Raw genomic sequence first — 24,689 nt, 5'->3', positions numbered from 1 at the left:
AATTAGCAGAAATTAATCTATCGGCGGGCTGTCTTTACGGTTGTCGCCTGAGAATATACGATATATTCTCAATGCTTAATTCTTCGCCGGATCACCGCCATGACGACTGCCAGACCTTTGCTCGACGTTCGCCACCTCGCCATTCATACCGATGCCGGATTACCGCTGGTGAAATCACTTTCCCTGCAGGTGAATCGCCGCGAAATGGTGGCGCTGGTGGGGGAGTCCGGTTCCGGTAAAACGCTGAGTTCGCTGGCGCTGATGGGATTGCTGCCGCCGGGTGTGAGTATGACGGGCGGGGAAATCTGGCTGACCGGTAAATCCATTGCCAGCCCGCAGGGGGCGTTTGATGCCTCTGCGCGGGGTCAACGGCTGGCGATGATTTTTCAGGAACCGATGACCAGTATGAATCCGGTGCTGAAAGTCGGTGAACAGATAGCCGAAGTGCTGGTGCGTCATCAGGGATCGGGCTGGAAACAGGCGCACCGTGAGGCCATCGCTTTGCTGGATCGCGTCGGTATCCAGAATCCGCAGCAACGGGCGAACCAGTATATCCATCAGCTTTCCGGCGGCATGCGCCAGCGGGTCATGATCGCCAGCGCCATCAGTTGTAAGCCTTCGTTGCTGATTGCCGATGAGCCGACCACCGCGCTGGATGTCACCATTCAGGCGCAGATTCTGGCGTTGTTGCTGGAATTACAGCAGGAAATGCAGATGGGCGTGCTGCTGATCACCCATGACCTGAGCGTGGTGGCGCGTTACGCTGACCGTGCTTACGTGATGCATCAGGGGAGCCTGGTGGAAGAAGGGCCGGTGGCAACACTGCTGACCGATCCGCAGGAGCCTTACACCCGCAAACTGATTGCCGCTTCCCAGCCTGAACCGCGTCCGGTCAGCGCAGAAATCAGCGCGATATCGCCGCTGGTGCGTTTGCATGAACTGACCAAAAGCTACCCGCAGGCGCAGCGCCTGCCGTTCGTACCGGCAAAGCGGCAAACGGTGCTTTACCCGACGTCGCTGGAGATCCGCCGCGGCGAAATTCTGGGGCTTATCGGCGAATCCGGTTCGGGGAAAACCACGCTGGGGCGGGCGATCATTGGCCTGACGGAAACTGACAGCGGTGATATTGAGTTTGACGGCGTTTCCCTGACCCGCGCCAGTCATGCCACGCGGCAGAAAATGCGCCGCCGGGCGCAGATAATCTTTCAGGATCCTTACGCCAGTCTGAACCCTAAAATGACCATCGGTGAGCAAATTGCTGAGCCGCTTCGTGTCTGGAAATTGCGTCCTGCCGGACAGATTCAGGCGCGGGTAGAGGAATTACTGAAACTGGTAGGGCTGGAAGCTCACCACGCCAGCCGGTTGCCCGGCGCATTTTCCGGCGGTCAGCGTCAGCGCGTGGCGATTGCCCGTGCGCTGGCGTTAGAACCGGAACTGCTGGTGGCGGATGAAGCGGTGTCGGCGTTAGATCTCTCGGTGCGCGGGCAGATCCTGACGTTGCTGGATGAACTCCGTCAGCGACTCGGCCTGACCGTGCTGTTTATCAGCCATGATCTCGCTGCGGTAAAACAGGTGTGTGACCGGGTTGTGGTGCTTTATCACGGCAATATTGTGGAAAGCGGGCTTACCGCACAGGTGCTGGGCGCGCCGCAGCACACGTATACGCAAACCTTACTGGCGGCAGCGCCGGATATCAGGCAGGCGCTGCAACTGCGCAATGTCAGTTAAAAACCCGTCAGCAGGGGCAGTTCAGAATGCTCTGCCCATTCATGCCAGGAACCGACATAAATGGCCAGTTGCCGGTAACCTGCCAGCTGTAAGGCGGTGAATACCGTGGCGGCGCGTGCGCCGCGGTGACAATAAATAATCACCCGCCGGTCGGGGTGCAGTCCGGCTTTTTCCGCGCGATGGCGGATTTCTGTGGCATCCCGAAACGCGCCGTTATGCACCACATCCTCCCAGAACAGCAAACTTGCACCGGGAATTCTTCCTGCCCGGTGGCAGCATTCATGCGCAAATTCACCGCTGAATTCGGTCGGACGCCGGGCATCCAGAATCTGTGCGCCCGACGCCTGCGCCGCCAGCACTTCCGCCCGCGTAGCCGTCAGGGTGTTGCCTTGTGGGTTGGCCGCACGGTAATCCGGATTTTCTGCGCTTATTACCGCGCTGTGGCCGGTTCCCGGCATGAGCTCGCCGCCTGCGCGTTGCCAGGCATCCAGCCCGCCATCGAGCACCAGCGGCTGACGGATACCGCCGCACAGCGCAAACCATGCACCGCGCGGGGAGCGCATACCGACCTGTTGTTCAAAGAAAACCGGCGTGACGTTGTCACTGATATTCAGCGACGCCCAGGCACGCTGAAAGGCATTGAGCAGGCTGTTGATCCCGGCTTCCGTGCTGTCGGGAATAAAGTAATCATAAACATTCAGATGATGCGCGCCCGGCAGGGTTGCGGCCCGCCACTGAGCGATTTCACGGACATCAATCAGCGCAAACTGTTCGCCATTTTTGTGGCGTTCAGGCAGTTCGGCGGCGCTGATAATAATGTGCGGCAGGGATAAAGCAGAATAATCAGTCAAGATAAAATGACTCCGGAAAAAGCGGTAACAACGTGCCGGTGTTCTGTTGCTGTGCGAGTGCCAGCACGCGTGCCGCCAGGGCGATGTCGAAAACGTTGAGGCCAAACGAGGAGAAATACACGCTGTCATCCGGTGCAGGCCGCCAGCCATCGAGCAGCAGATGGCTTAAATCGGCATCCACGCGGTCCGGCGAAAACTGTCCGGCGCGGTACATCTGAAAAAGACTTTTGGCGCTGGTTTCGCAGAAATCTCCCCACAAATCGACCACCACCCGCGTGGCGCGGGCAATCGCTTCGAACGTGACTTCGTGATAACCCACCTGAATAATCAGCCTTCCGGGACGGATTGCCTCCGTGCCCAGCAGCGGTTCTGCGGCGCTGGTGCAGGTGATGATGGCGTCAATATCTTGTGCGCAGGCGTGCTGTAAACCGGTGATCCTGACCAGCGGCCATGGCAGGTTTTCGCTGTCTGGGGCAAAAGCAGATGTACTGCGGCTCCACCAGCTAACCTGTTGCAGATCCGGAAAAAGCTGGCGCAGCATGTCGAGATGCGCCGTGGCCTGCACGCCGGTGCCGAGCAGCAGAACGCGCCGTACCGGACGCGGTGCGGCATGACGTAACGCCAGCGCCGAGACGGCAGCGGTGCGGGTGGCGGTCAGGGCGGCGCTTTCCACCAGCCCGAGCGGCAGACCGCTGTCTGCGCGGTTAATCAGCGTCATCGCCATCGCCTGCGGCAGGCCGTCGTGCGCATCGGGTCGATGTGCCGTCCATTTCACCCCGGCGGCATTAAAACGGCCCCCCACGCAGGCGGGCAGCGCGTAGGCTTTTCCCCGCGCACCGGCGAGACTGATGTGGGTTTCCGGCGGCATTTGCGCCTGTTGCTGGCGCATTAATGTGACAACGTCACGCACATCATCCAGCGCGGCCTGCGCCTGCGTACCGCCGAGCGCCATGACATCCTGCTGATTCAGATAGCGGAAACCCTGCGTCATCTCAGTGCTCCAGCAAAGTCTGCGCAAAAGGATACAGCGCCGGTGAGCCGCCGCAGTGGACGAAAATCACCCGGGAACCGGCACTGATTTTTCCTTGCTCCACCAGACTGATCAGCCCGTGCATGGCTTTGCCGGTGTAGACCGGATCCAGCAGCAAACCTTCGGCCTGTGCGACACGGTAGATGGCGTCAATGCCGCCGTCAGACGGCACGCCATACGCGGTGCCGACGAAGTCGTCTTCAATCCAGATATCTTCCGGCGTCCAGTTTTGCGGCCATTCCAGCAAGTCGGCGCAATCCTGCGCCATGGCGGAAATACGTGCCTGGAACCATTGCGCTTTGGCACTGACGCTGATGCCAACGATTTTGGTGTCCGGCCAGTATTTACGCGCACCCACGTACAGCCCGGCCAGCGTGCCGCCGGAACCGGTCGGGGCGACAATCACCTCCGGCGGCAACTGATGACGTGCTTTAAGCTGGGCGTCCATTTCTTCGATGGCGCGCACATAACCCAGCGCACCGAGCGGGGTGGCACCGCCGAGCGGGATAATCAGCGCCTTTTCACCGCGCGCCTGTGCGGCGTCTGCATGGGCGTTCATCGCCCCTTCAATCTGGGTGAAATAGCCGTCGGGGTCGAGAAACTCCAGTTCCGCGCCGAACAGCTTATCGAGCAGAAGATTGCCCTGATAGGTTTCCGGCTGATGGCCGCGCAGCACCAGCACCGGTTTCATGCCGAACTTACGCGCCGCCGCCGCCACCATCCGCGCATGGTTTGACTGATGTCCGCCGGTGGTAATCACCACATTGACCTGTTTGCGGCAGGCGTCGGCCATCAGATATTCCAGCTTGCGGACTTTGTTTCCGCCTCCGCCAAAACCGGTGTAATCATCACGTTTGATATCCAGCGTGATGCCCAGTGAATCGCCAAGTGTGGTCAGGCGTTCGAGCGGCGTGGGGAAGAATCCCAGTGAAACACGTTCAAAATCATCTGCTTGTTTCATCATAATTTTCCTGGTGATTATCTTTTAAAACATTCCCGGATGTTGACGCAAAGCCCCGCCGGATTATGCCGGCAAGGCAGAAAAAGGGGTGTCGCGGGTGTAAAAACGGATCCAGTCGGTGACAGATTGCTGAAAGCGTTCCAGCCCGCGCAGGGTGACAAATTCATTCACGCCGTGGGCATTGCCGCCGTGGCCGAGGCCGCCAATCAGAAAAGCCGGTGCGATGCGGGCAAAGGTATACGCCGGTGCGCAGCCGGGTGCCCACGGCCAGACCTGCGGTTGCGCGCCCTGTGCCTGATAGCTGGCAAGCAGGGCATCGACACCGGGGCTGTTGCGCGGAAAGCGGTGGCCGGGGTAACTGTCGTCCAGTTCAAGTTCCACGCCGCCGAATTCCGGTCGGCTGAGCGTCTGACGCATCGCCGCCAGCAGGTTTTCACCGTCAATGCCCGGCGGCACGCGCAGCGCAAGTTCCGCGCTGGCGCTGTGCGGGATCACGCCCCGCGCCTGCTGCGGGTCACTGCGGATTTCTGAAATGTTAAGCACCGCGCCGTTAATCAGTTGTTGCAGGCATTCCAGCGTATCGCCGCTGACCGACAGGGTTTCGCTGCGGCGAAAACGCAGTTCATCACGGATGCTGAACTGTTCCGCCAGCGTATGCAGCAGCTGATTTGCCGGTTCATCGACGGGCTGACGGGTGATGACGCCGCTGTTTTCAGCGGGTGCAATGGCATGAAGGGCATGAACCAGCCGCCAGACGGGGCTGGCAATCCAGTTGGCGTTACTGGCGTGGATTGCCGTGTGAGGGCCGCCCCATGCGCCGCCGCTGACCCGTAAACGGCCGCCGCTCAGCCCGCTGAAACCGAGATATACGCGCGGTTCGCCGCCGCCGTATTCACACAGCGAAGGGAAAAACACCGCACCGGCGGACGGCACCGGACAAGGTTCCTGCGCCAGATAACGGCGCAGGCGGCCGCTGCCCGTTTCTTCTTCGCCTTCGAGAATGATCTCGAGATTAACGTCCGGCCCGCCCGCGTCGCATAGCGCTTTCACTGCCATCAGCATACCTGCCAGCGGCCCTTTGTTATTCTCCGCGCCGCGTGCGATATACACCGCGCCGGTACCTGGCCATTCGCTAATGCCGCCGGTGAAGGGCGGGAATTCCCAGCCTTCATCCACGGCAGGCATCACGTCGTACATGTTGTACAGCACCAGCGTTTTCGCCGCCTGACGCTCAATGCGCATATGTACCAGCGGCGGGGTGTTTTCGTCGTTTTGCAGGCTGACCGGCAACACCGGCACGCCGTTCAGTTGCTGGCGGATCCAGTCTTCCAGCCATTGCGCCAGTTCGCGCTGCTGGCTGAGCTGGCCGGACACACTGGCAAACGGCGTCATCGCCTTGAGTAAATCGAGCGTCGCTTGCAGTGAGGGGGAAATGGAACGTGTCACAGGCGGATCCTCGGATTGAGTACCACATAGAGCAAATCGATAATCAGGTTGATGCCGACAAACACCAGCGCGGCGAGCAGCACAATGGCCTGTACCAGCGGGAAATCGCGGTTCTGGATCGCCTGAACGGCGAGGCGGCCAATACCCGGCCAGGCAAAAATGATTTCCGTCACCAGCGCCCCGCCAAGCAGCGAGGCAAAATACATGCCCTGCACCGTAATCACCGGGATCAGCGCATTGCGTAAACCGTGGCGAACCACAATCCGCCAGCGGCTCAGCCCCTTGGCGCGGGCGGTGCGAATGTAATCTTGTTGCAGCACGTCAATCAGGCTGGCGCGGATCAGTCGCGCAATGGCGCTCATGTAATACGCACCGAGGCTGATGGCAGGCATCACCAGCTGAGCGGCGCTGCCATAACCGCCGGACGGCAGCCAGCGCAGGTTCAGGCTGAAGGCGATAATCAGCAGCAGGCCAAGCCAGAAAACCGGCACCGCCTGACCGCTGAAGGCCAGCAGGCGCGAGACCAGATCCCACAGCGAGTTCTGATATAACGCACTGACGATGCCGAGCAGCAAACCGGCGACAGTGCTCCAGAGTAACGCGGTAATAGCCAGCAGCAGGGTGGCGGGAACGCGCTGACCAATCAGTTCAGTGACCGGCTGACTGTAGCGCAGCGATTCGCCGAGATCGCCCTGTAAAACACCGGTCAGATAATGCCAGTACTGCCACGTCAGCGAGCGGTCAAAGCCCATGCTGTGGCGGAAATTGTCAATTTCCTGCTGGCTGGAACCCGGCGGCATCATTACCGCCGCCGGGTCACCGGTCAGGTGCAGGCTGTAAAAAATCAGCAGCGATACGCCAAACATCACCAGCACTGACTGCCCGAGGCGTTGCAAAATATAACGCAGCATATCAGTCGAGCCTCGTGTGGGTTTTACGCAACAGGCTGTCGCCGAGCAGGTTGCAGCCAATCACCAGCGCCGCAATCACCAGCCCCGGATACAGCACCAGCCATTGTGCAAGGAGCATGTAAGAACGGCCTTCGCCGATCAGATTGCCGAGCGTCGGCGTTGGCGGCTGAATGCCCATGCCGAGAAAACCAATCGAGGCTTCCAGCACGATCAGACGCGGAATATCCAGCGTCAGCAGCACGATCAGCGGGGTCATCAGATTAGGCAAGATATGGCGCAGCAAAATGCGCGGGGTGGAAAATCCCATGGCTTTGACCGACTCGATAAATTCCAGCTCGCGGATTTCCAGCGTTTTAGCGCGGGCGACACGGGCATAAATCGCCCAACTGGTCACGCCCATGATCACAATGATATTGGTCATCGACGCGCCGAACAGCGCCATCACCAGCAGGATCAGCAGGATAAACGGCACCGCCAGCTGAATGTCCATCAGGCGCATAATCAGCGCGTCGAGCCAGCCGCCGGTATAACCGGCAATCATGCCCAGTGCCGAGCCCATGACCGCCGCAATCACTGCCGCCAGCAATACCACCATCAGCGAAAGCCGCGTACCTGATAAAATCCGTGACAGCAAATCACGCCCCAGCTGATCGGTGCCCAGCAGATGATGACCGCCCGGTGGCGAAAAGGCCGCTGCCAGATCGTTGGTCAGCGGATCCGGCAGGGGCAGCCACGGCGCCAGGAGCGCCGGGACAATCACCAGCAACAGCAACAGTCCGCCAAGGATCCCGTCACCATAAAACCGGCGGCGGGGTTTCCTTTGCAGGGTTGTACGCAGTGAAATCATTTCATCCTCAGGTCAAACAGCGGAATGCGCGAATCGGCACGGCCGGTGAAGGCCACGTTATCGACGCTGGCATACAGGGAATCTTCTTTGTAAAGCGGAATAAGCGGCTGCTGCTGTGCAACAACCTGCTGTATTTGCTGCAAAATTTTCTCCCGTCTGGCCGGGTCGACCGTGGTGCGACTGCTGTTGAGCAGGGCATCCAGTTCAGGCGAATTCACCGTGGAATACGGTTCGCCGGAGTGCAGTATCGGATAAAGCGCGGCATCGGCATCCAGCGTCTGCGTTGATCCCCACGCCAGCATGTACATCGGTGCCTGTTTCTGCGCCGCCACCTGCTGGGTATAGACCGACCATTCCGGTACTTCGAGTTGCGCTTTCACGCCGATAGCCGCCAGATCCTGCACAATCGCCTGGGCGACGTCTGCGCTGGCAATATAACGGCGGGGTGCCTGAAAGCGCAGGGTGAAGCCTTGCGGATAGCCCGCTTCTGCCAGTAGCGCTTTGGCTTTGGCGATGTCCTGCGCCGGTGCGGGGATCGCCTCATAGCCAAAATCTTTCGGTCCGGCCATGGTGCCGGTCGGCGTGCCAAAACCGTGCAGTAAATCGCGGGTATAGGCCGCGCGGTTCAGCGCCAGCGATAGCGCCTGACGGACGCGCACATCGTTCAGCGGTTTCTGGTCGTTCTTCAGTCCGAGATAAATAGTCAGTCCGCCATTTTTTACCTGCTCAAGATGCACCCCCGGTTTGTTTTTCAGTGCCGGAACCAGATCGGCCGGTACGCCGTCAACCAGTTGTACTTCGCCGGTCAGCAGGGCGGTTATGCGCCCGGTGGCTTCCGGGACCGGACGCCAGGTCACGGTATCGATAGCGGGTTTTCCGCGCCAGTAATCCGGATTGGCCTGCATCACCACTTTTTCATCGGGAATAAAGGCGGTGAGGATATAGGCACCGGAACCCACCGGTTTGCGGGCAAATTCAGCGGCACCGACTTTGGTGACATACGCCGGTGGCACAATATAGGTCGGGTAGCGGCTCATGCGGGTGGGCAGCAGCGGGTCGGGGCCGGTGGTGTGGATTTTCACCTGATAATCGCCGGTAACTTCCACGGATTTGATGGTGCGGATATACGAAATGGTCGGCGCGTGACTGGCAGGATCCAGGATCCGGTCGATAGAGAATTTCACCGCCTGCGCATTGACCGGTTCACCATCGCTGAACTTCACACCCTGACGCAGGGTGAACTCCCAGGTGGTATCATCCAGTGATTTCCAGCTTGTCGCCAGCCCCGGTTGCAACTGCATATTGGCATCGCGCAGCACCAGCGTATCGAAGAGGTTATCCACCAGCGTGGCAGACTCTTTCAGGAAGCCCGGATCCATTGCCGTGGCGGAAGCCGGTTGGGCGATCACCAGTTCAGAGGCGAAAACAGCCGGTGTGGTCAGGCTGATAAGCAGGGCAAGTGAAGCCAGTTTGAAGGCAGATATTCTCATTACGGTCATTCCCAAAGTGAAGCCGCCAGAAGCGTTGACGGAATTAACGTGAAGGTGGTGCGTCACAAAAACGGTCAATCATTATTCAATTCCTCAATACATGATATATCCTATATAATGTATTTTTGGCAAGCTACGGATTAAACCGCAAAAGAAAAGCCATTATTTTGCTAAAGGAAAACGTCACATGTTCGAGATGGAAAAAGCGCAGCGTGTCAGCCTCACCATGCAGGTGGAAGCCAGACTGAAAGGGGCATTAATTGTCGGCGGACTCAAACCGGGCGCGCGGCTGGTAACCAAGGAAATTGCTGAAAAACTGGGTACCAGTGTGACGCCGGTGCGCGAAGCGTTGCTGCGTCTGGTGTCGGCGGGTGCGCTTGATGCCACCCCGGCACAGGCTTTTCTGGTGCCTAAAATTGCGCTGGCGCGGTATCAGGAAATCACGCTTATCCGCAAAAATCTTGAAGGCCTGGCCGTGTCGCAAGCCTGCGGGCAGATCACGGCGCAACACCTCGCCTTGCTGAAAACGCTGAATGCCAGATTTATGGCGGCAAAAGTGGAAAATAACGTTGAGGACGCGTTAGAGGCTAACCGGGAGTTTCGTTTCACGCTGTATGAAATGGCCGCGATGCCCACGCTGACTGCGCTGATTGAGCAGTTGTGGGTGCAGATTGGCCCGTGCTTTAACTACCTTTATCCGCAGTCGCCGCATATGGCGCAGGGCCAGCACAATTATGATCAGCTGTTACTGGCGCTGGAAGCGGGCGACGCAAAACGCTGTGTGAAGCTTATCCACAAATCGATTGATGACGGCGCGGCCATTCTCGGTAAGCACTATTTTCTTCAGGAATGACGGGCTTTCTTCAGAAATGACGGGCAGTTGCAGAGATTAAGCAAGGGTTGCCAGACTGCAAGGCGCAGTCTGGCAGGGTAAGGCATCAGAACATCAGCACCATCCACGGATAGGCAATCAGCATCATGCTGCCGAGGAAAATCGCCCCAAAGATAGTGCCCAGACGCCAGTAATCTTTGGTCGGCAGATAGCCGCTGCCGTAATAAATCGGGCTGGGGCCGGTGCCGTACGGGGTGATAATCCCCATCACACCCAGCGAGGTCACCATCATCAGGCAGTAAACCGGCATGTTGATGCCCGGAATGGCCGCCGCAATCGTCAGCATCGCCGGTAACAACGCGGTGGTGTGCGCCGTGGTACTGGCGAAAAGATAGTGCAGCAGAAAGAACGCAATCAGCAGCATCACGGCGGCGACCTGCGGGTCGAATCCGTTGAGTAACTGACCGCCTTCTTTACCCAGCCAGGCAATAAAACCGACGCGGGCAAGGCCGTCCGCCAGCGCCACCAGAGTGGCAAACCACGCAAAGGTGTTCCAGGCCGGTTTATTACTGGTGATATCGTTCCAGTTCAGTACGCCGGTCCACAGCATCAGCACCACGACCAGCAACGCCGCCAGCGCGGGTTCAATCCACGCAGCGGCAAAAATCCACATCAGCAGCGCAGAACACACAAATATCAGCAGCAGGATTTCGTTACGCGACAGCTTGCCCAACTTCTCGAGTTCGTTGGTCGCCCAGCGCGGCACCTCATCATTAATCTTCACTTCCGGCGGATAGAACCAGTATGCCAGCAGCGGCATGGTCAGGATCAGCAGCACCCCCAGTGGCAGGAACGCCAGGAACCACATGCCCCAGGAAATCGTAAAGCCGGTGATACTTTTGACTAACGCCAGCGCCAGCAGATTCGGCGCCAGTGCCGACAGGAACATCGAACTGGTGATACAGGCTGCGGTGATCGCCACCCACATCAGGTAAGAACCGATTTTGCGCGCACTCGGGTCATTCGGTTTGGAGCCGTATAACGGCGGCAGGTTGGCGATAATCGGATAAATGGTTCCGCCGCTGCGTGCGGTGTTGGACGGCGTAAAAGGTGCGAGCAGCAGATCCGCAAAGGTAATGGCGTACCCTAACGTCAGGCTGCGGCGACCGAGATATTTCACCAGGATCAGCGCCAGACGGCGACCAAACTGCGTTTTGTCATATCCGGCGGCAAACATAAACGCGCCAAAAATAAGCCAGACTGTCGAGTTGCCGAAGCCGCTCACCGCCCATTTGAACGCCTCGGCGGGCATTTTAAATTTCGGGTTGGCGATTTCAGCCGGGCTGAATAACAGCCACTGGCTGAACACGGCGATCACCACCACGCCGGTCAGGCCAATCACGGCGCCGGGTAAGGGTTCGAAAATCAGGCCGACAATCACGCCGACAAAGATGGCGAAGAAATGCCATGCATAGGGTTCAAGCCCGGCAGGGACCGGGGTCAGCAGTAAAAGCACCGCCACCAGTACCGGCAGGAACAGCATAATCAGACGTTTTTTGAGTCCCCCGGCGGCCGGTTCGGCCTGGCCGGGAGCATTCAATGTGGATGTGGGTTTCATAAATTTTGTCTGCCCGTAATTGAGAGTGAGCGTTACGCCAGGGTTATCAGTGATGGTGTTCTGATTCGGAAAACCATTAATTATTCTTTCGATCTGAAATGTGTTAAGCGGTACGTAATGATGGTGGATCCTTTGGGACGAAATTAATACGTTACTATTATTCTTAGGAAAATATTCTTACGCTAAATGACACAATGTATTCATTTATTAACGCATGACATTACAAAGTTTGTGGTTAATTTTTTTCTGAAGATAATCTGTTTAAATGACTGTAGAGTAAATTTGAGTAAACGCCAGTTTTGCTACCAACTTGCTGATTTTCAAGGTGAGATTTTTTATGTTATTCTAAAGTTGATTTTTGTCAACTCATCATTAACAATTGATGGTGGTATGGGTTTTCATGTCGGATAAATAAACAACTCCTGCTTAAACAACGTTTATAACGCCAATTTCATCGTCTGATATAAATACATTAGCTCACAGATTTCTCTCTTCATCACCTGCTGCAGATTGCTTAATTAAACAGTAGTTTTTATTTACGGTAAGCAAGGATAAGCAATGCGGCCACGAAAAAATTCAAGACTTACACATTTCGGAGTTGATCATAATGAATAAGCTGACACCGGTACTGAATCCGCTCACGCTGCCAAACGGTGCGGTACTGAAAAACCGTCTGCTGATGGCCCCCATGACCACCTGTACCGGCTTCTATGACGGTACCGTAACCAGTGAACTGGTGGAGTATTACCGTGACCGTGCCGGTAGCATCGGCACAATCATCGTCGAATGTTGTTTCATTGACCGTATGGGCCCGGCGTTTCCGGGCGCGATCGCTATCGACAGCGACAACAAAATTTCCGGTCTGAAGAAAATTGCTGATGCCATTAAATCCAAAGGCTCAAAAGCGATTTTGCAGATTTATCACGGCGGCAGAATGGTGGAGCCGGAACTGATCGGTGGCCGTACACCTGTCGCGCCAAGCGCTATCGCTGCACCGCGCGAAGGCGCGACCCGGCCAAAAGAACTGACCGGCGAAGAAGTGGACACCATGATCACCAAATTTGGTGATGCGGTTAACCGCGCCATTAAAGCCGGTTTCGACGGCGTAGAAATCCATGGCGCGAACACCTACCTGATCCAGCAATTTTACTCGCCGAACTCCAACCAGCGCACCGACAAATGGGGCGGAGACCGCGACAAACGCGCACGTTTCCCGCTGGAAGTGCTCGAGATCACCCACAAAATGGCGGAACGCCTCGCGGATGCGTCTTTTATTATCGGCTACCGTTTCTCGCCGGAAGAGCTGGAAGTGCCCGGCATCCGTTTTGACGACACCCTGTATCTGCTGGAAAAACTCGCCGCGCGCGGGCTGGACTATGTGCATTTCTCGGTCGGACAACTGCTGCGTCCTTCCATTGTCGATACCCAGGATCCGACGCCACTCATCACGAAATACCGTGCCATGCGCTCTGAAACACTTGCCAAAGTGCCGGTGATTGGCGTCGGCGGGGTGATCAATAAAGCTGATGCCGAAAAGGGACTGGAATACGGCTTTGATCTGATCGCCGTCGGTAAAGCCTGCATTGCTTATCCGGACTGGGCCGACCGCATTATCAATAATGATCACCTCGAACTGTTTATCGACAGCCACAAACGTGAAGAGCTGAACATCCCTGAACCGCTGTGGCGCTTCTCACTGGTTGACGCCATGATCCGCGACACCAGCGTCACTGGCCGTAAATACAAAGCCGGGGTCTATCAGGAAAAAGTCGAGGCCGAAGCGCTGAAGCTGAAAATCAGCGTCACGCTCGACACCGACCGTATTACCGATATCGCACTGGTGAAAGATGACTCGCTGGACGTCGATTTCACCACCACATTCGAAAGCCTGCGTACCCGGATGCTGGTCGCCAACAGTCCGCATGTCGATGCTATTACCGGCGCGACCACCCAGAGTGAGGCGCTGAAGAAAGCCGTATCGCGCGCGCTGGCGACGTCCAGCAAAGAGCATGTGATTGAAGAAGGTGGCAACCCGCAGGCGCCGCAAAACTACGACGTTGTGGTTGTCGGCAGCGGTGGCGCCGGGCTGGCCGCAGCGATTCAGGCGCACGACGAAGGCGCGCACGTGGTGATTATCGAGAAGATGCCCACCATCGGCGGTAATACCATCAAAGCCTCAGTGGGGATGAACGCCGCAGAAACGCGTTTCCAGAAACTGAAAGGCATCGAAGACAGCAAAGACCTGTTCTATGAAGAAACGCTGAAGGGCGGCAAGTTCAAAAACAATCCGGTGCTGCTGAGAGAGTTTGTGGAACTGGCCCCGGAAGCTGTCGAATGGCTGGCGGCGAAAGAGATCGAACTGAACGACATCACCATCACCGGCGGAATGAGCATTGACCGCACGCACCGTCCGGCGGATCGTTCCGCAGTCGGCGGTTTCCTGATCAGCGGACTGGTGAAAAATATCAACAAGCGCGACATCGAAGTGCTGCTCGAAACCTCGGTGGCTGAAATCCTGTCTGAAAATGGCGTGGTGACCGGCGTGAAAGTGGTGGACGAATATAACGACAGCCGCATTCTTAATGCCAAAAGTGTGATTGTCGCCACCGGCGGTTTCAGTGCCAACCGCGAGATGGTGGTGAAGTACCGCCCGGAACTGGACGGTTTCGTGACCACCAACCATGCGGGGGCGACCGGCAGCGGGATTGCCCTGCTGCAGAAACTGGGCGCGGATACCGTGGATATGGGCGAAATTCAGATCCACCCGACAGTGGAACAGACCACGTCTTATCTGATTTCAGAGGCTATCCGTGGCGGCGGCGCGATCCTGATCAGTCAGGCCGGGAAGCGTTTCTATAACGAAATGGAAACCCGCGACAAAGTCTCGGCAGAAATCATCGCATTACCCGAGAAAAGTGCGTGGGTAATCTTCGATGAACAGGTGCGGGCGAGTAACAAAGCGGCTGACGAGTATATCGCCAAGGGGTTTGTGATAAGTGCACCCACGCCGGAGAAGCTGGCAGTAAAACTCAATATGGATCCTCACACGTTGTCGGAAACCCTGCTGCGCTACAATCTGTTTGTGGTGGAGAAAAAGGACGAAGACTTTGGCCGTACCACCGCGCTGCGTCACCCGCTTAATCAGGGGCCGTTCTTTGCCATCCGCATCGCGCCGGGTGTGCATCACACCATGGGCGGTGTGACCATCAATCCGGATACCGCCGTGCTTGATGCGCAGAAACAGGTGATCACCGGTGCCTGGGCCGCAGGTGAAGTGGTCGGCGGCATCCATGGCGCAAACCGCATCGGCGGTAACGCCGTGGCCGATATTATTATCTTCGGCATTCTGGCCGGTAAGAATGCCGCGGCGCTGGCGAAACGGTAAAATGTCAGGACGTGAAAGGCTGTAAAAATGAAAACCCATGTGTGAGCGTGGGTTTTTTTTATGGGTAACGGATGCCTCAGCCAAACGCTTCCCGCACTGCCTGTATAAAACTGCGGATCTTCACGGTCTGCCGCAGACCAGCGGGGGTGAGGATATGCATCGGTCTTGACGGCCCGTCGTAATCAGGCAATACCTGTACCAGCCGTCCGGCATTGATCTCTTCGCGCAGTACATCTTCCGGCCCCAGCGTCACGCCGTATCCGCTGACGGCGGCATGTAGCAGCGCGCGCCAGTCATTCGAGCGCAGCCGCCCCTGGGGGTGGATTTCCAGCATTTTACCTTCTTTGTAAAATTGCCAGCGGCAGGGAGCCTGAGGTGACCAGATACCGTAAACCAGGCATGAATGAGTGGCCAGTTCCGCAGGTGTTTCAGGGATGCCGTTTTGTGCAAGATAGCCCGCCGAGGCACAGGCAATCAGCCGGTACGGTCGCAGCGGATAAGCAATCATCTGGCTGTCAGTCAGTTCGCCAATCCGCAGGATCACCTCATAACCTTCTTCAACCGGATCGACCATGCGGTCGCTCAGGGTCAGCTCAATCTGCGTATCCGGATATTGCGCCAGATAATGTGTAATGAACGGTGCCAGCGAGGAGGTGCCGAAGGTGACGGGCGCATTAACACGCAGCGTGCCGGAAGGCGTGACTTTCATTTCGAGGGCGATAGCATCCGCTGCCTCGGCCTCTGAAAGCACGATTTTACAGCGCTCATAATAACTGCGCCCGATATCCGTCAGGTGCTGACGCCGCGTTGTGCGGTTGATCAGCGCCGTCCCCAGCCGCGATTCCAGCCGCGCGATATGTTTCGCCACCATCTGAGGAGAAATGCGCAACGCTTCTGCTGCTGCCGCGAAAGAACCCAGATCCGCGGTTCTGATGAACACATTCATGCTGGTTAAGCGATCCATGATTCCCTCTTATTTGTTGTTTGTCTGTGTTAATGATGGCGATTTATCAATGTTGGGTAGGGAATTATTGTTAACCCATCGACAACAAAATGAAAGGTAAGAATCATGAAAATAGGCATTATTGGTGCGGGATTTGTGGGCAGGGCAGTGGCTAAACTGGCGATCAAAGCCGGACATCAGGTCATGCTCAGCAATTCGCGCGGTCCTCAGACGCTGTTCAGCCTGAAGCCGATGATCGGTTGTGAAATCGGTACGGCCACTGAAGCGGCTGTTTTTGGCGATATCCTGGTGATTGCTGTACCACTGACGGCTATCGGGCAATTGCCGGTCGGGGAGATCGCCGGAAAACCGGTCATTGATGCAGTGAATTATTATCCTGAACGCGACGGTCAGGTAGCTGAACTGGATAACCAGACGACCACTACCAGTGAATATCTTGCGGGCTTCCTGCCTCATTCAAAAATCACCAAAGCATTCAATGCGATTCAGATGACGGATCTCGAAAAAGACGGTTTGCCTGCCGGCGATCCGCAACGCCGGGCACTGCCTGTCGCTGGCGATGATGCAGAAACGAAAAAAACGGTCATTGCGCTGTATGACGCCTTTGGTTTCGACGCCGTCGATGTCGGCGCACTTTCCGAAGGCTGGCGCTTCCAGCGTGGTATGCCGTCTTATTGTGTGCGGATGACCGAAAGTGAATTACTGGAGGTGCTGGAAGGCGCAGTAAGGCCGGAACCTGCGGGAAGATAAATGGGTGGGTTTATCCCTCAGAAATTTTAAATGTGCTTAGACTGAGATAACTTTTGAAACCCCCACCCAACTTCCCCCTTCACAGGGGGAAGCGTTGATCAAGCCATCAGCGGGTTTGGCTTTTTTCTGCCTTTAAACCCCCTCCGGCACCCAGGCTCCCTGCAATTTCACCTGCGGGAAGCCTGCGGTCAGAATGCGCAACTCGGCATCGCGCGGGGTGTTGTCGCCCTGACCCTGAATGCTGACGATGTCCTGCGGGCAGGCGGAGAAGGCGACGTAGCAGTCCATTTCGGCGCGCAGGATAATGTAGTCGCCAGGACGCGTGACCACGGGCAGGGTTTTCAGGGTACGGCCGTCCGGTTGTACCTGAATGTTCATGAAGATGTTGAACGAGGCCAGATTGCCGTGCGGCAGTGTTACGCCCAGTTCTGCCATGCCTTCAAACAGGTTGTCATGGCAGTTGCGGTGCGGTTCGGTGCAGCCGAGCAGTTCATAACGCCGCGCATCGCAGGCGGCCATAAAGGTGTCGTGCACGCCCGGTGAGGTGTCGGCGACCAGCGTCAGAATCGGATGGCGCTGGCTGGTGATAAAGCTGTCGCCAACCTGCGGATTCAGCCGCTGGTTCCAGACACGGGTGGCTTCCATACACATATATTCACTGACGTCTTCGGCGTTATACGCCCAGCAATCCACCACTTGTGTGCCGTACAAATTCACGACCTGCACGGCTTCGCCTTTCGCCAGACGCACGGCTTTACCGTGGCGGGCGGGGATCAACCGGATGTCACGATGCTCAAATTCAGCCGACATTTTTTTCTCCTGGTTAATGTTGCATGCCACGACGATAGCGCGTCATGCGAAATTCAATATGGCGCGCCAGCCAGTCAATCAAACTGTTCAGCACCCAGTAACACAGCGCGACCGTGAGATAAATCTCCAGCGGCGCGTAAGTCTCAGAAATCGCCTGTCTGGCGGCGTACATAAACTCCTGCACCGACACAATCGACAGCAGGGCGGAGTCTTTAATCAGGCCGATCATCAGCCCGACCAGCGGCGACAGCATCTGCGGCAGCGTTTGCGGTAACACCACATCGCGCAACTGTTCCGTACGGCTCAGCCCTAACACACGACAGGCTTCCCACTGGCCGCGCGGCAACATCTCAATCGCCGAGCGTACAACCTGCGCGATATACGGCGCGTAATACAACGTCAGTGCCAGCACGCCGACCTGCGGCGAGGTAAAAGTGATGTCGTATTCCGGCAGCACGAAATAGAGCAGATAAATGACGATCAGCAGCGGAAGCGCCAGCGTCAGGCTGGTGTAAAGATACAGCATCCGTTGCCAGAATGGCGGCGCACGCATCAGCGCGACTGCCATCAGCGTGCCCCATAACAGCGAGCAGATCGCCGCAATGGCACAGAGTTTTAACGTGGCAATCATGCCTGCGCCGAGCGACGGTAATGCGGTAATAATTGCCTGCCAGTCCATTACGCCATCCTCCGTTTGGCTTCCAGATGCCGTACCGCGCTGATCAGCGGCAGGGCGATCAGCAGATACCCGGCTGACACCAGCAACAGCACCTGAGTGGCGTCGTAGGTGCGGGCAATAACGATTTGTCCGGCATAGGTCAGTTCGGTCAGCGCCACCACGGATGCCAGCGGCGTAGTTTTCAGTAAAATCGTAAATTCGTTCACCAGCATCGGCAGGCTGGCGCGGATCACCTGCGGGTTGATCACATACCACCACGTCAGCCAGCGGTTCAGCCCCAGCGTGCGCGCCGCTTCACGTTGTCCGCGGGTCACCAGACTCTGATTGACCCGCAAGATTTCCGCGACGTACGCGCCGCTGTTCAGGCCAATCGCCAGCACGGCCGCCAGCATTGGCTGTCCACCCAGCCCCAGCCTTGGCAGGGTGAAGAACACGACAAAGAGCTGCACGATGGCCGGTGTGCCACGCATCAGGCTGACATATAACCGCCCGGTGACGCGCCATACCCCGAGTTTGCGCAACTGGAGAAAGCAGATGATTTGCCCGCACCCCAGGCTCAGCAGCGCTGCCAGTACGGTAAGCGTCAGCGTCATCAGCAGGCCATGGCCTAATTCGGGAAGTGCTGCAATCACCTGCTCATCCAGCCCCAACATGCGTTATTCCTCGCCAAATGCTGACAGATTTTCCGCAACCGAAAGCTTCAGCGGCGCGGGTTTATCATTGCCTTCAATGCCGGTGCAGCAGGCGGAAACGATAAATAGCGTGTCAGCCACCACGCGACAGGTAATGCTGTCGCCCGGCCGTGTGCGGTTGGTTTCCGGCAAAATATCACCTTCGCGTGTCAGCCGGACATGCATGAACAGATTGATGGGATCCGGCAGTTTCGGCACGTTCATGTCCAGCCGTGCCAGTTCACTTTTTACTGATTCGATGCAGCCTTCACCCTGATAACCGCGTTCTGCCAGCCATGCACTGGTCGATGCCGGCAGCAGCAGGTCATGACGTTTTACACTGTCTTTGCCCAGCACCATTACCGGACGACGGCGGTTATTCACCAGACGCATTCCTGAACCCAGCAGATAGCTGTTGCTGAATACGCGGGTATGATGGACTGACAGCCAGACGGCAGGGTCGCTCAGGCTGAAGCCAAACAGTGAGGCCACCGCGCCTTCGCCCGCTGCCGTGATGCGCAATAACTGCCCGCGCAACACGCGGATGGAGCCTGTTTCACCCGCTTTGATAGCCACCGGCCCGGCCAGCGGACGGACTTCACTTTCGGCCCAGGCCTCACGCATTAACAGCATGCTGAATCTCCCCGTGGTAATGATTGCTGACCTGAATATCAATCGGCGTGACCTGCAAACCGTTGCCGGGAATAATGTCCTGCGGGCAGGACGACACCGCGCAAATCAGGTCACACAGCGCTTCAAAGACAATACAGTCACCGGCTTTACTGTTCGGATCGGTGACCTCCATGCGGCCGTCGGCAGTGACCGGCCCGTTCTGGAACAGGTTGAACGGCTCCGGCAGGCTGAAATAGGTCACGCCGTATGCCTTCATGCCTTCAAGCAGGTTATCGACGCAGTTGCGATGGCCTTCAACACCGAAATCGATACTGAAACGTGTGCGGTCACAGGCCGGAACATTGGCGTCATGAATACCGATAGTGTCGGCGACGATACGCAGCATCGGGCGATTTTCACTCGACCAGAGCGCATCTCCGGGTTTGAAGAACAGCGAGCGCAGATACTGACGCGTATGCACCGGAGACAGTTTTTCGCTCAGGTTTGCGGCATTCACGGCCACAAAATCGGCGGCTTGCTGACCTTTGGCATCAATGACGGTAATAAATTGCCCTTTGTTCACGGTAAAGGTTTTGCCATGACCGGCGGGCACCGTCAGCAGGGGGTGGCACATAACTTACTCCTGGGGAATGAAATCGCTGGCGGGCACGGTGAAGGTGGTGCCGAGATACTGTTTTTGCAGCGTGGTGAGTTCGCCGTCTTTCTGCATCGCCAAAATATGATCGCTGATGGCTTTGTTCAGGCGGGTGTCGTCTTTACGTGTTGCCCACGCCATCCACTGCGACGGACCGGCTTCGCCAACCTGAGCGACTTTGTTCGGGTATTTTTTAACGATCGGCGCGAGCACCGAAATGTCGTCAAACACGAAATCGGCGCGTTTAGTCATCAGCGTACTGACGGTCTGATCCAGCGTATCCACGCTGATGATGGTGATCGGCTTCTTGCCTTCTTTGGTCAGTGTTTCGTTAAAGCCCTTAAGCAACTGTTCCGGCACACTGGCACTTTTCACGGCTCCGCTCAGGCCAGACAACTGTTCCGGCGACAACGTTTTGCCGCTGAATTTTTTCACATCGGCCTCGCGCACCAGTACACCATTGACGGTTTTGCTGTAAGGCACCGTGAACAGCACTTTTTTGGCGCGTTCGGCAGTGACGTTAAGGGAAGAACCTTCGGCATTAAATGAGCCGGAGATCAGGCCCGGCAGAATGCCGCTGAACGCGGTTTTCTGAAACTCCAGTTTCACGCCGAGATCTTTGGCGAAAGATTGCATGATCGCCACGCTGTAACCGGTGATCTCGCCTTTATCATTGGTGAACTCATAAGGCGGGAAGGTCGGGTCGATGCCGACGGTGATTTTACCGCTGCTTTTGATGTCTGACAGCGTGTCAGCTTGTGTGGTGCCAGCCGCGCCAGCAGTGATTAAAGCGGCGATCAGCAATGCTATTTTTTTCATTATGGTGATTCCCTGGTGTTGGTGAAATGTCACTGACCACCGAGCAGTTTCCATGCCACTTTTTTAAACAGTCACAGCCTGAATATGACGGGAAACATTTTTTTCTTCCATAATCAAAGAGAAACAAATGTTTCTTATTTTCATATTTTTATTTCTCAGGTTTCATCAGGGGGAATGAAAAAGCGGCGCAAAGATCCGCCGCTGCACTGATTTGGGGATAAGTGTTCAACCGTTGCGCCAGTGCGGCGCATTACTCCAGTTCTTCGAGACTCTGGTGCAGGGTTTCGATGGTGGCGAGATGGTAGCTGCCGGTTTTACCCATGCTACGGGCGACCAGTGAACAGAGCAGGTTACAGACGCCGGAAAGTGCCACGGTGCTGTCGAAAATCAGATTGTTGTCAGTATGGCAACGCAATACCCAGTGGGCATATTTCGCGGGTTTACCGGCCAGCACATCGGAGATATACAGCATCGGCACCTGCATTTCAGACAGGGCACTCATGGCGGTTTCCAGTGCAGGCATTCGGCGACGCAGCCCGACACAGATCACCACATCCTGCGGGCCAAGCGCTGCCAGATGTTCCGCCAGTGAATCACCGGCACGCGGCAGCAGACGCACGTCAGGGTGAACGTGGATCAGGTCGCGGTAAATCAGCATGGCGATACTCTGACTGTGACGCCAGCCCATCACCACCACGCGCTTTGCTTTCGCGATGGCCTCCACGCAAGCTTCAAGCTGGTCGTCCTCCAGTGAACGGAAGGTGTTCACCAGGCTGGACACCTCTTTTTCCAGATGATTTTGGATCAGCGTGCCCAGGGGCGATGCGCTGGGTGCGGCCTGAAGATACAGAGGCGAGCCGCTGTTTTGCATTTCACGCGCCTGACGGCGGGCAGCATCGTAGCTTTCATAACCAATATGGCGGAAGAATCGCGTGGCGGTCGCTTTGGATACGCCCGCGCTTTGTGCCAGTTCCGTCGCGGTATTCATCGCCAGCTGGCCCGGCGCGGCTAACAGGACATCGGCTAAACGTTGTTCGTGCAACGAAAGCTGATCCCATTGCTGCCGGATACGGCTTTCCAGCGATGCCGTTTTTACGCTCATGAATGATCCCCGGAAAGAAAAAATTCATCCTGCACATAACGTGCCGGATTGTCATGCACAATCTTGCGATGGCCACGGGTTCACCCGCCGGTCACTGTCTCATTCCTGTGTGACCTTTTAAGCTTCCGTTAAAGGTGATTTGATTGATTGACGAATAGTGGCGACAGGGGCCGGTTTCCCGAGATAATATCCCTGACCAATGTCACATCCGAGTTCCTGTAATATAATAAGCTGACTTTTATATTCAATGCCTTCCGCAACGACTTTCACGTTGAGTGCGTTGGCAAGGGAAAGGATAGAACAAACGATTTTATTCTGTTTCTCATTCGTCTGAAATGTATCAATAAAACTCTTATCAATTTTCAAAGTATCAAAAGGGAAGTTACAGAGCTGAGAAAGGCTTGAATATCCTGTACCAAAATCATCGAGAGCGATTTTAACGCCTGCGTCACGGAGTCTTTTAAGGGTATATCGGGCAAGGTGTTTATCGCTAAATAACGCGCTTTCCGTGACTTCCACTTCCAGCCGCTCTGGCGGAAAACCCACATCATCAAGGATAGCGATGATCCTTGATTTAAGATCCTTGTTGCATAAAAGGAACGGTGAAAGATTGAAGGACAAGAATTTATCGGATGGCCATTTTAGCGCATCAAGGCATGCCTCCCGTAAGAGATATTCTGTCAGTTCTGTTATTGCCCCCGTGTCTTCCGCAAGAGCAATGAACTTCGAAGGCGGGATGAATTTCCCCTCCGAGATTTCCCATCGGGCAAGGGCTTCAAAACCTATGATTTTTTCTGATTTCAGATCCACTAAGGGCTGGTAATGACTGACAAAAACTTTGTTTTGCAAGGCCGATTTAAAATCACTTTCCAGTTGAGCCATGGCTAACAGAGAATCTTCCATGTCTGCAGAGAATGCTCTGATCTGCTCTCTGCCCGCTTTTTTAGCAACATGCATAGCACAGTCGGACTGCTGAATGACTTTTTTAAGATCGGATGAATCTTCCGGAAACCGTGAAATGCCCATATTGGCAGAAATATTGAAGGTAAACCCGTCCAGATTAACCGGTGAACACAGGCTGCGCATAACCCGCGCGGACAGTGAGCTCAGGTTCGTTTTGTCAATATTGGTTTTCAGGACAAGGAAACTGTCTGCTGCTAATTTATAAACGCAACCCGGAAATATATTCAGCAGTCTTTCTGCGACGATTTTTAATATTTCATTGTGATGGTCATGCCCGAAAATGTTATTAATATCTTTTAGCCTGTTTATTTCAATGGTGAATATTCCACAGCGGGTTTTGTTTTCATAGCTATATTGAGCGATAGCAGCGTTTAATATGGTTATATTGGGTAATCCTGTCACCAGATCATGACATTCGACCCACTGAAAATTCTTTTCAGCCTCCATGCGTCTGTTTATTTCCTTTTCCATTGTTTTTATTCTCATAAAGGAAAAAATCAGGCCGAGAAAACCAGTCACATTAAGTGCGATGAAAATTTCATCTAAATTATAAATTTCATAGGACGTAAAAAAAGTATAGAAAACCTCATTCATATTAAAATACAGACAAAATAAATAGGTTGCTATGAATAACCCTGTCCAAACATACAGCTCGACCTTAGCCTTATTGCGAAGCTTTCTTAACATATACAACCTCATAATAAGTAACAGAGTCAGTGAAAATAATTTACCTGTGTGAGTTATCGGCATTTTTAGGCAGGTATTTAGCCCGGAGACGGTTTTTTCCCGGAATGGGTCTGTTTATTGCGATTTTTTGCGGGGTTGATCACTCCCGGCAGGGGGGATCAGTAAAGTACGCAGGCGTTTAGAGGATGAAGACCACCGGTCGGACAGGGCCGGTGGCCTGATATTACTTGATTTCGATGACGAAGTTTTCACGGCTGCGGCGAACTTTCTTCAGGTTCACCAGCCAGTCGCCTTCGTGGGCGCGATAGCCCAGCGGCAGGATCACGACGCTGCGCAGGTTTTTGTCTTTCAGGCCGAGGATTTCATCCACGGCAGCAGGATCAAATCCTTCCATTGGCGTCGCATCAACTTCTTCAAATGCGGCGGCGATCAGTGCGGCACCCAAACCGATGTAAGCCTGACGGGCGGCAGCCTGATAATTCGCTTCGGTACCGCGTTCAGCCACAATGCCCAGCAGCATCTGGCGATAGTTTTCCCAGCCTTCGTTTTTAAAACCACGAACCTCGTTGGTCAGGTCGAACATCATGTTTACCCGTTCTGGCGTGATGTCGTCCCATGCGGCGAACACCAGCAGGTGAGAACAGTCGGTGACCTGCGCCTGATCCCAGGCAACGGTGCGGATTTTTGCGCGGATATCAGGATTGGTGACCACCAACAGTTCGAAGGGTTGCAGGCCGCTTGAGGTGGGGGCCAGACGCACGGCCTCAATAATATTTTCAATCTTTTCAGCCGGAACCGTTTTAGTCGCATCAAACTTCTTGGTGGCGTAGCGCCATGCCAGTTTTTCGTTTAAGGTCGTCATCTTTTTTTCCTGAAGG

At 55.6% G+C, this 24,689-nt stretch carries 22 protein-coding genes; 4 read left to right on the top strand and 18 right to left on the bottom strand.

The genetic code is table 11. The annotated features are described in order from the left end of the window. Nucleotides 1–99 precede the first annotated feature (99 nt). Nucleotides 100–1,728, top strand: coding sequence for a dipeptide ABC transporter ATP-binding protein (locus RAHAQ2_RS11735; RefSeq protein WP_015697439.1), 1,629 nt, complete (start codon nucleotides 100–102; stop codon nucleotides 1,726–1,728). Here RAHAQ2_RS11735 and RAHAQ2_RS11730 read toward each other — a convergent pair. The 7 genes from RAHAQ2_RS11730 to RAHAQ2_RS11700 form a co-directional block, all read right to left on the bottom strand. Further along, entirely contained in the window at nucleotides 1,725–2,579 is an 855-nt protein-coding gene (locus RAHAQ2_RS11730; protein WP_015697438.1) for a sulfurtransferase, read from the bottom strand. The genes RAHAQ2_RS11735 and RAHAQ2_RS11730 overlap by 4 nt on opposite strands. Continuing rightward, nucleotides 2,572–3,570: an ornithine cyclodeaminase gene (locus RAHAQ2_RS11725; RefSeq protein WP_015697437.1), complete on the bottom strand. Its 999-nt coding sequence runs from the start codon at nucleotides 3,568–3,570 to the stop codon at nucleotides 2,572–2,574. The genes RAHAQ2_RS11730 and RAHAQ2_RS11725 overlap by 8 nt, the downstream gene beginning before the upstream one ends. Before the next feature lies 1 nt (nucleotide 3,571). Beyond that, nucleotides 3,572–4,570, bottom strand: a complete 999-nt coding sequence (locus RAHAQ2_RS11720; protein ID WP_037039437.1) for a 1-aminocyclopropane-1-carboxylate deaminase/D-cysteine desulfhydrase — start codon at nucleotides 4,568–4,570, stop codon at nucleotides 3,572–3,574. A gap of 63 nt (nucleotides 4,571–4,633) precedes the next feature. Beyond that, a complete protein-coding gene (locus RAHAQ2_RS11715) occupies nucleotides 4,634–6,016 on the bottom strand; it encodes a M20 family metallopeptidase (RefSeq protein WP_015697435.1) in 1,383 nt (460 codons plus the stop codon). Next, entirely contained in the window at nucleotides 6,013–6,927 is a 915-nt protein-coding gene (locus RAHAQ2_RS11710; RefSeq protein ID WP_015697434.1) for an ABC transporter permease, read from the bottom strand. Before RAHAQ2_RS11710 ends, RAHAQ2_RS11715 begins: the two co-directional genes overlap by 4 nt. A gap of 1 nt (nucleotide 6,928) precedes the next feature. Continuing rightward, nucleotides 6,929–7,774, bottom strand: coding sequence for an ABC transporter permease (locus RAHAQ2_RS11705; RefSeq protein ID WP_015697433.1), 846 nt, complete (start codon nucleotides 7,772–7,774; stop codon nucleotides 6,929–6,931). Continuing rightward, on the bottom strand, nucleotides 7,771–9,264 hold the full coding sequence (locus tag RAHAQ2_RS11700) for an ABC transporter substrate-binding protein (RefSeq protein WP_015697432.1): 1,494 nt from the start codon (nucleotides 9,262–9,264) through the stop codon (nucleotides 7,771–7,773). The genes RAHAQ2_RS11705 and RAHAQ2_RS11700 overlap by 4 nt, the downstream gene beginning before the upstream one ends. A gap of 187 nt (nucleotides 9,265–9,451) precedes the next feature. On the opposite strand from RAHAQ2_RS11700, the gene RAHAQ2_RS11695 reads away from it, so the two are divergent. Next, the gene (locus RAHAQ2_RS11695; RefSeq protein WP_015697431.1) at nucleotides 9,452–10,117 is read left to right on the top strand and encodes a GntR family transcriptional regulator; all 666 of its coding nucleotides are present in this window, start codon (nucleotides 9,452–9,454) and stop codon (nucleotides 10,115–10,117) included. Nucleotides 10,118–10,202: 85 nt separating this feature from the next. On the opposite strand, the gene RAHAQ2_RS11690 is transcribed toward RAHAQ2_RS11695, so the two are convergent. After that, nucleotides 10,203–11,714: an anion permease gene (locus RAHAQ2_RS11690; RefSeq protein ID WP_015697430.1), complete on the bottom strand. Its 1,512-nt coding sequence runs from the start codon at nucleotides 11,712–11,714 to the stop codon at nucleotides 10,203–10,205. A 607-nt stretch (nucleotides 11,715–12,321) separates the two neighbouring features. On the opposite strand from RAHAQ2_RS11690, the gene RAHAQ2_RS11685 reads away from it, so the two are divergent. Beyond that, nucleotides 12,322–15,099: a flavocytochrome c gene (locus RAHAQ2_RS11685; protein WP_015697429.1), complete on the top strand. Its 2,778-nt coding sequence runs from the start codon at nucleotides 12,322–12,324 to the stop codon at nucleotides 15,097–15,099. 76 nt (nucleotides 15,100–15,175) lie between these two features. Here the strand turns inward: RAHAQ2_RS11685 and RAHAQ2_RS11680 are convergent, their stop codons facing one another. Beyond that, nucleotides 15,176–16,063, bottom strand: coding sequence for a LysR family transcriptional regulator (locus RAHAQ2_RS11680; RefSeq protein WP_015697428.1), 888 nt, complete (start codon nucleotides 16,061–16,063; stop codon nucleotides 15,176–15,178). Nucleotides 16,064–16,168: 105 nt separating this feature from the next. On the opposite strand from RAHAQ2_RS11680, the gene RAHAQ2_RS11675 reads away from it, so the two are divergent. Continuing rightward, the gene (locus tag RAHAQ2_RS11675) at nucleotides 16,169–16,813 is read left to right on the top strand and encodes an NADPH-dependent F420 reductase (RefSeq protein WP_015697427.1); all 645 of its coding nucleotides are present in this window, start codon (nucleotides 16,169–16,171) and stop codon (nucleotides 16,811–16,813) included. Between the two features lie 132 nt (nucleotides 16,814–16,945). On the opposite strand, the gene RAHAQ2_RS11670 is transcribed toward RAHAQ2_RS11675, so the two are convergent. From RAHAQ2_RS11670 to RAHAQ2_RS11630, 9 genes are all read right to left on the bottom strand, one after another. Further along, on the bottom strand, nucleotides 16,946–17,623 hold the full coding sequence (locus tag RAHAQ2_RS11670) for a DUF1989 domain-containing protein (RefSeq protein WP_015697426.1): 678 nt from the start codon (nucleotides 17,621–17,623) through the stop codon (nucleotides 16,946–16,948). Nucleotides 17,624–17,636: 13 nt separating this feature from the next. Further along, nucleotides 17,637–18,302 carry an amino acid ABC transporter permease gene (locus tag RAHAQ2_RS11665; RefSeq protein ID WP_015697425.1) on the bottom strand — a complete coding sequence of 222 codons (666 nt, stop codon included), beginning with the start codon at nucleotides 18,300–18,302 and terminating at the stop codon, nucleotides 17,637–17,639. After that, on the bottom strand, nucleotides 18,302–18,955 hold the full coding sequence (locus RAHAQ2_RS11660) for an amino acid ABC transporter permease (RefSeq protein WP_015697424.1): 654 nt from the start codon (nucleotides 18,953–18,955) through the stop codon (nucleotides 18,302–18,304). The genes RAHAQ2_RS11665 and RAHAQ2_RS11660 overlap by 1 nt, the downstream gene beginning before the upstream one ends. 3 nt (nucleotides 18,956–18,958) lie before the next feature. Next, a complete protein-coding gene (locus RAHAQ2_RS11655; protein ID WP_015697423.1) occupies nucleotides 18,959–19,606 on the bottom strand; it encodes an urea carboxylase-associated family protein in 648 nt (215 codons plus the stop codon). Then, nucleotides 19,590–20,219 carry a DUF1989 domain-containing protein gene (locus tag RAHAQ2_RS11650; RefSeq protein WP_015697422.1) on the bottom strand — a complete coding sequence of 210 codons (630 nt, stop codon included), beginning with the start codon at nucleotides 20,217–20,219 and terminating at the stop codon, nucleotides 19,590–19,592. Before RAHAQ2_RS11650 ends, RAHAQ2_RS11655 begins: the two co-directional genes overlap by 17 nt. 3 nt (nucleotides 20,220–20,222) lie before the next feature. Continuing rightward, nucleotides 20,223–21,059: a transporter substrate-binding domain-containing protein gene (locus RAHAQ2_RS11645; protein ID WP_015697421.1), complete on the bottom strand. Its 837-nt coding sequence runs from the start codon at nucleotides 21,057–21,059 to the stop codon at nucleotides 20,223–20,225. A gap of 250 nt (nucleotides 21,060–21,309) precedes the next feature. Beyond that, complete coding sequence (locus RAHAQ2_RS11640) at nucleotides 21,310–22,161, bottom strand: MurR/RpiR family transcriptional regulator (RefSeq protein ID WP_015697420.1); 852 nt, start codon at nucleotides 22,159–22,161, stop codon at nucleotides 21,310–21,312. Between the two features lie 117 nt (nucleotides 22,162–22,278). Continuing rightward, entirely contained in the window at nucleotides 22,279–23,811 is a 1,533-nt protein-coding gene (locus tag RAHAQ2_RS11635) for a putative bifunctional diguanylate cyclase/phosphodiesterase (RefSeq protein ID WP_015697419.1), read from the bottom strand. 223 nt (nucleotides 23,812–24,034) lie between these two features. Beyond that, nucleotides 24,035–24,673 (bottom strand): NAD(P)H-dependent oxidoreductase, encoded by a 639-nt coding sequence (locus RAHAQ2_RS11630; RefSeq protein ID WP_015697418.1) that lies wholly within the window; start codon nucleotides 24,671–24,673, stop codon nucleotides 24,035–24,037. Between the last annotated feature and the right edge of the window lie 16 nt (nucleotides 24,674–24,689).

Source organism: Rahnella aquatilis CIP 78.65 = ATCC 33071 (assembly GCF_000241955.1).
Lineage (GTDB): Bacteria > Pseudomonadota > Gammaproteobacteria > Enterobacterales > Enterobacteriaceae > Rahnella > Rahnella aquatilis.
This window is presented reverse-complemented; position numbering and strand designations above follow the sequence as displayed.

Coding starts and splice junctions, on each gene's coding strand:
- RAHAQ2_RS11735 (WP_015697439.1), top strand. CDS start 100: ATGACGACTGCCAGACCTTTGCTCGACGTTCGCCACCTCGCCATTCAT.
- RAHAQ2_RS11725 (WP_015697437.1), bottom strand. CDS start 3,570: ATGACGCAGGGTTTCCGCTATCTGAATCAGCAGGATGTCATGGCGCTC.
- RAHAQ2_RS11720 (WP_037039437.1), bottom strand. CDS start 4,570: ATGAAACAAGCAGATGATTTTGAACGTGTTTCACTGGGATTCTTCCCC.
- RAHAQ2_RS11710 (WP_015697434.1), bottom strand. CDS start 6,927: ATGCTGCGTTATATTTTGCAACGCCTCGGGCAGTCAGTGCTGGTGATG.
- RAHAQ2_RS11705 (WP_015697433.1), bottom strand. CDS start 7,774: ATGATTTCACTGCGTACAACCCTGCAAAGGAAACCCCGCCGCCGGTTT.
- RAHAQ2_RS11700 (WP_015697432.1), bottom strand. CDS start 9,264: ATGAGAATATCTGCCTTCAAACTGGCTTCACTTGCCCTGCTTATCAGC.
- RAHAQ2_RS11695 (WP_015697431.1), top strand. CDS start 9,452: ATGTTCGAGATGGAAAAAGCGCAGCGTGTCAGCCTCACCATGCAGGTG.
- RAHAQ2_RS11690 (WP_015697430.1), bottom strand. CDS start 11,714: ATGAAACCCACATCCACATTGAATGCTCCCGGCCAGGCCGAACCGGCC.
- RAHAQ2_RS11685 (WP_015697429.1), top strand. CDS start 12,322: ATGAATAAGCTGACACCGGTACTGAATCCGCTCACGCTGCCAAACGGT.
- RAHAQ2_RS11680 (WP_015697428.1), bottom strand. CDS start 16,063: ATGGATCGCTTAACCAGCATGAATGTGTTCATCAGAACCGCGGATCTG.
- RAHAQ2_RS11675 (WP_015697427.1), top strand. CDS start 16,169: ATGAAAATAGGCATTATTGGTGCGGGATTTGTGGGCAGGGCAGTGGCT.
- RAHAQ2_RS11670 (WP_015697426.1), bottom strand. CDS start 17,623: ATGTCGGCTGAATTTGAGCATCGTGACATCCGGTTGATCCCCGCCCGC.
- RAHAQ2_RS11665 (WP_015697425.1), bottom strand. CDS start 18,302: ATGGACTGGCAGGCAATTATTACCGCATTACCGTCGCTCGGCGCAGGC.
- RAHAQ2_RS11660 (WP_015697424.1), bottom strand. CDS start 18,955: ATGTTGGGGCTGGATGAGCAGGTGATTGCAGCACTTCCCGAATTAGGC.
- RAHAQ2_RS11655 (WP_015697423.1), bottom strand. CDS start 19,606: ATGCTGTTAATGCGTGAGGCCTGGGCCGAAAGTGAAGTCCGTCCGCTG.
- RAHAQ2_RS11650 (WP_015697422.1), bottom strand. CDS start 20,219: ATGTGCCACCCCCTGCTGACGGTGCCCGCCGGTCATGGCAAAACCTTT.
- RAHAQ2_RS11645 (WP_015697421.1), bottom strand. CDS start 21,059: ATGAAAAAAATAGCATTGCTGATCGCCGCTTTAATCACTGCTGGCGCG.
- RAHAQ2_RS11640 (WP_015697420.1), bottom strand. CDS start 22,161: ATGAGCGTAAAAACGGCATCGCTGGAAAGCCGTATCCGGCAGCAATGG.
- RAHAQ2_RS11635 (WP_015697419.1), bottom strand. CDS start 23,811: ATGTTAAGAAAGCTTCGCAATAAGGCTAAGGTCGAGCTGTATGTTTGG.
- RAHAQ2_RS11630 (WP_015697418.1), bottom strand. CDS start 24,673: ATGACGACCTTAAACGAAAAACTGGCATGGCGCTACGCCACCAAGAAG.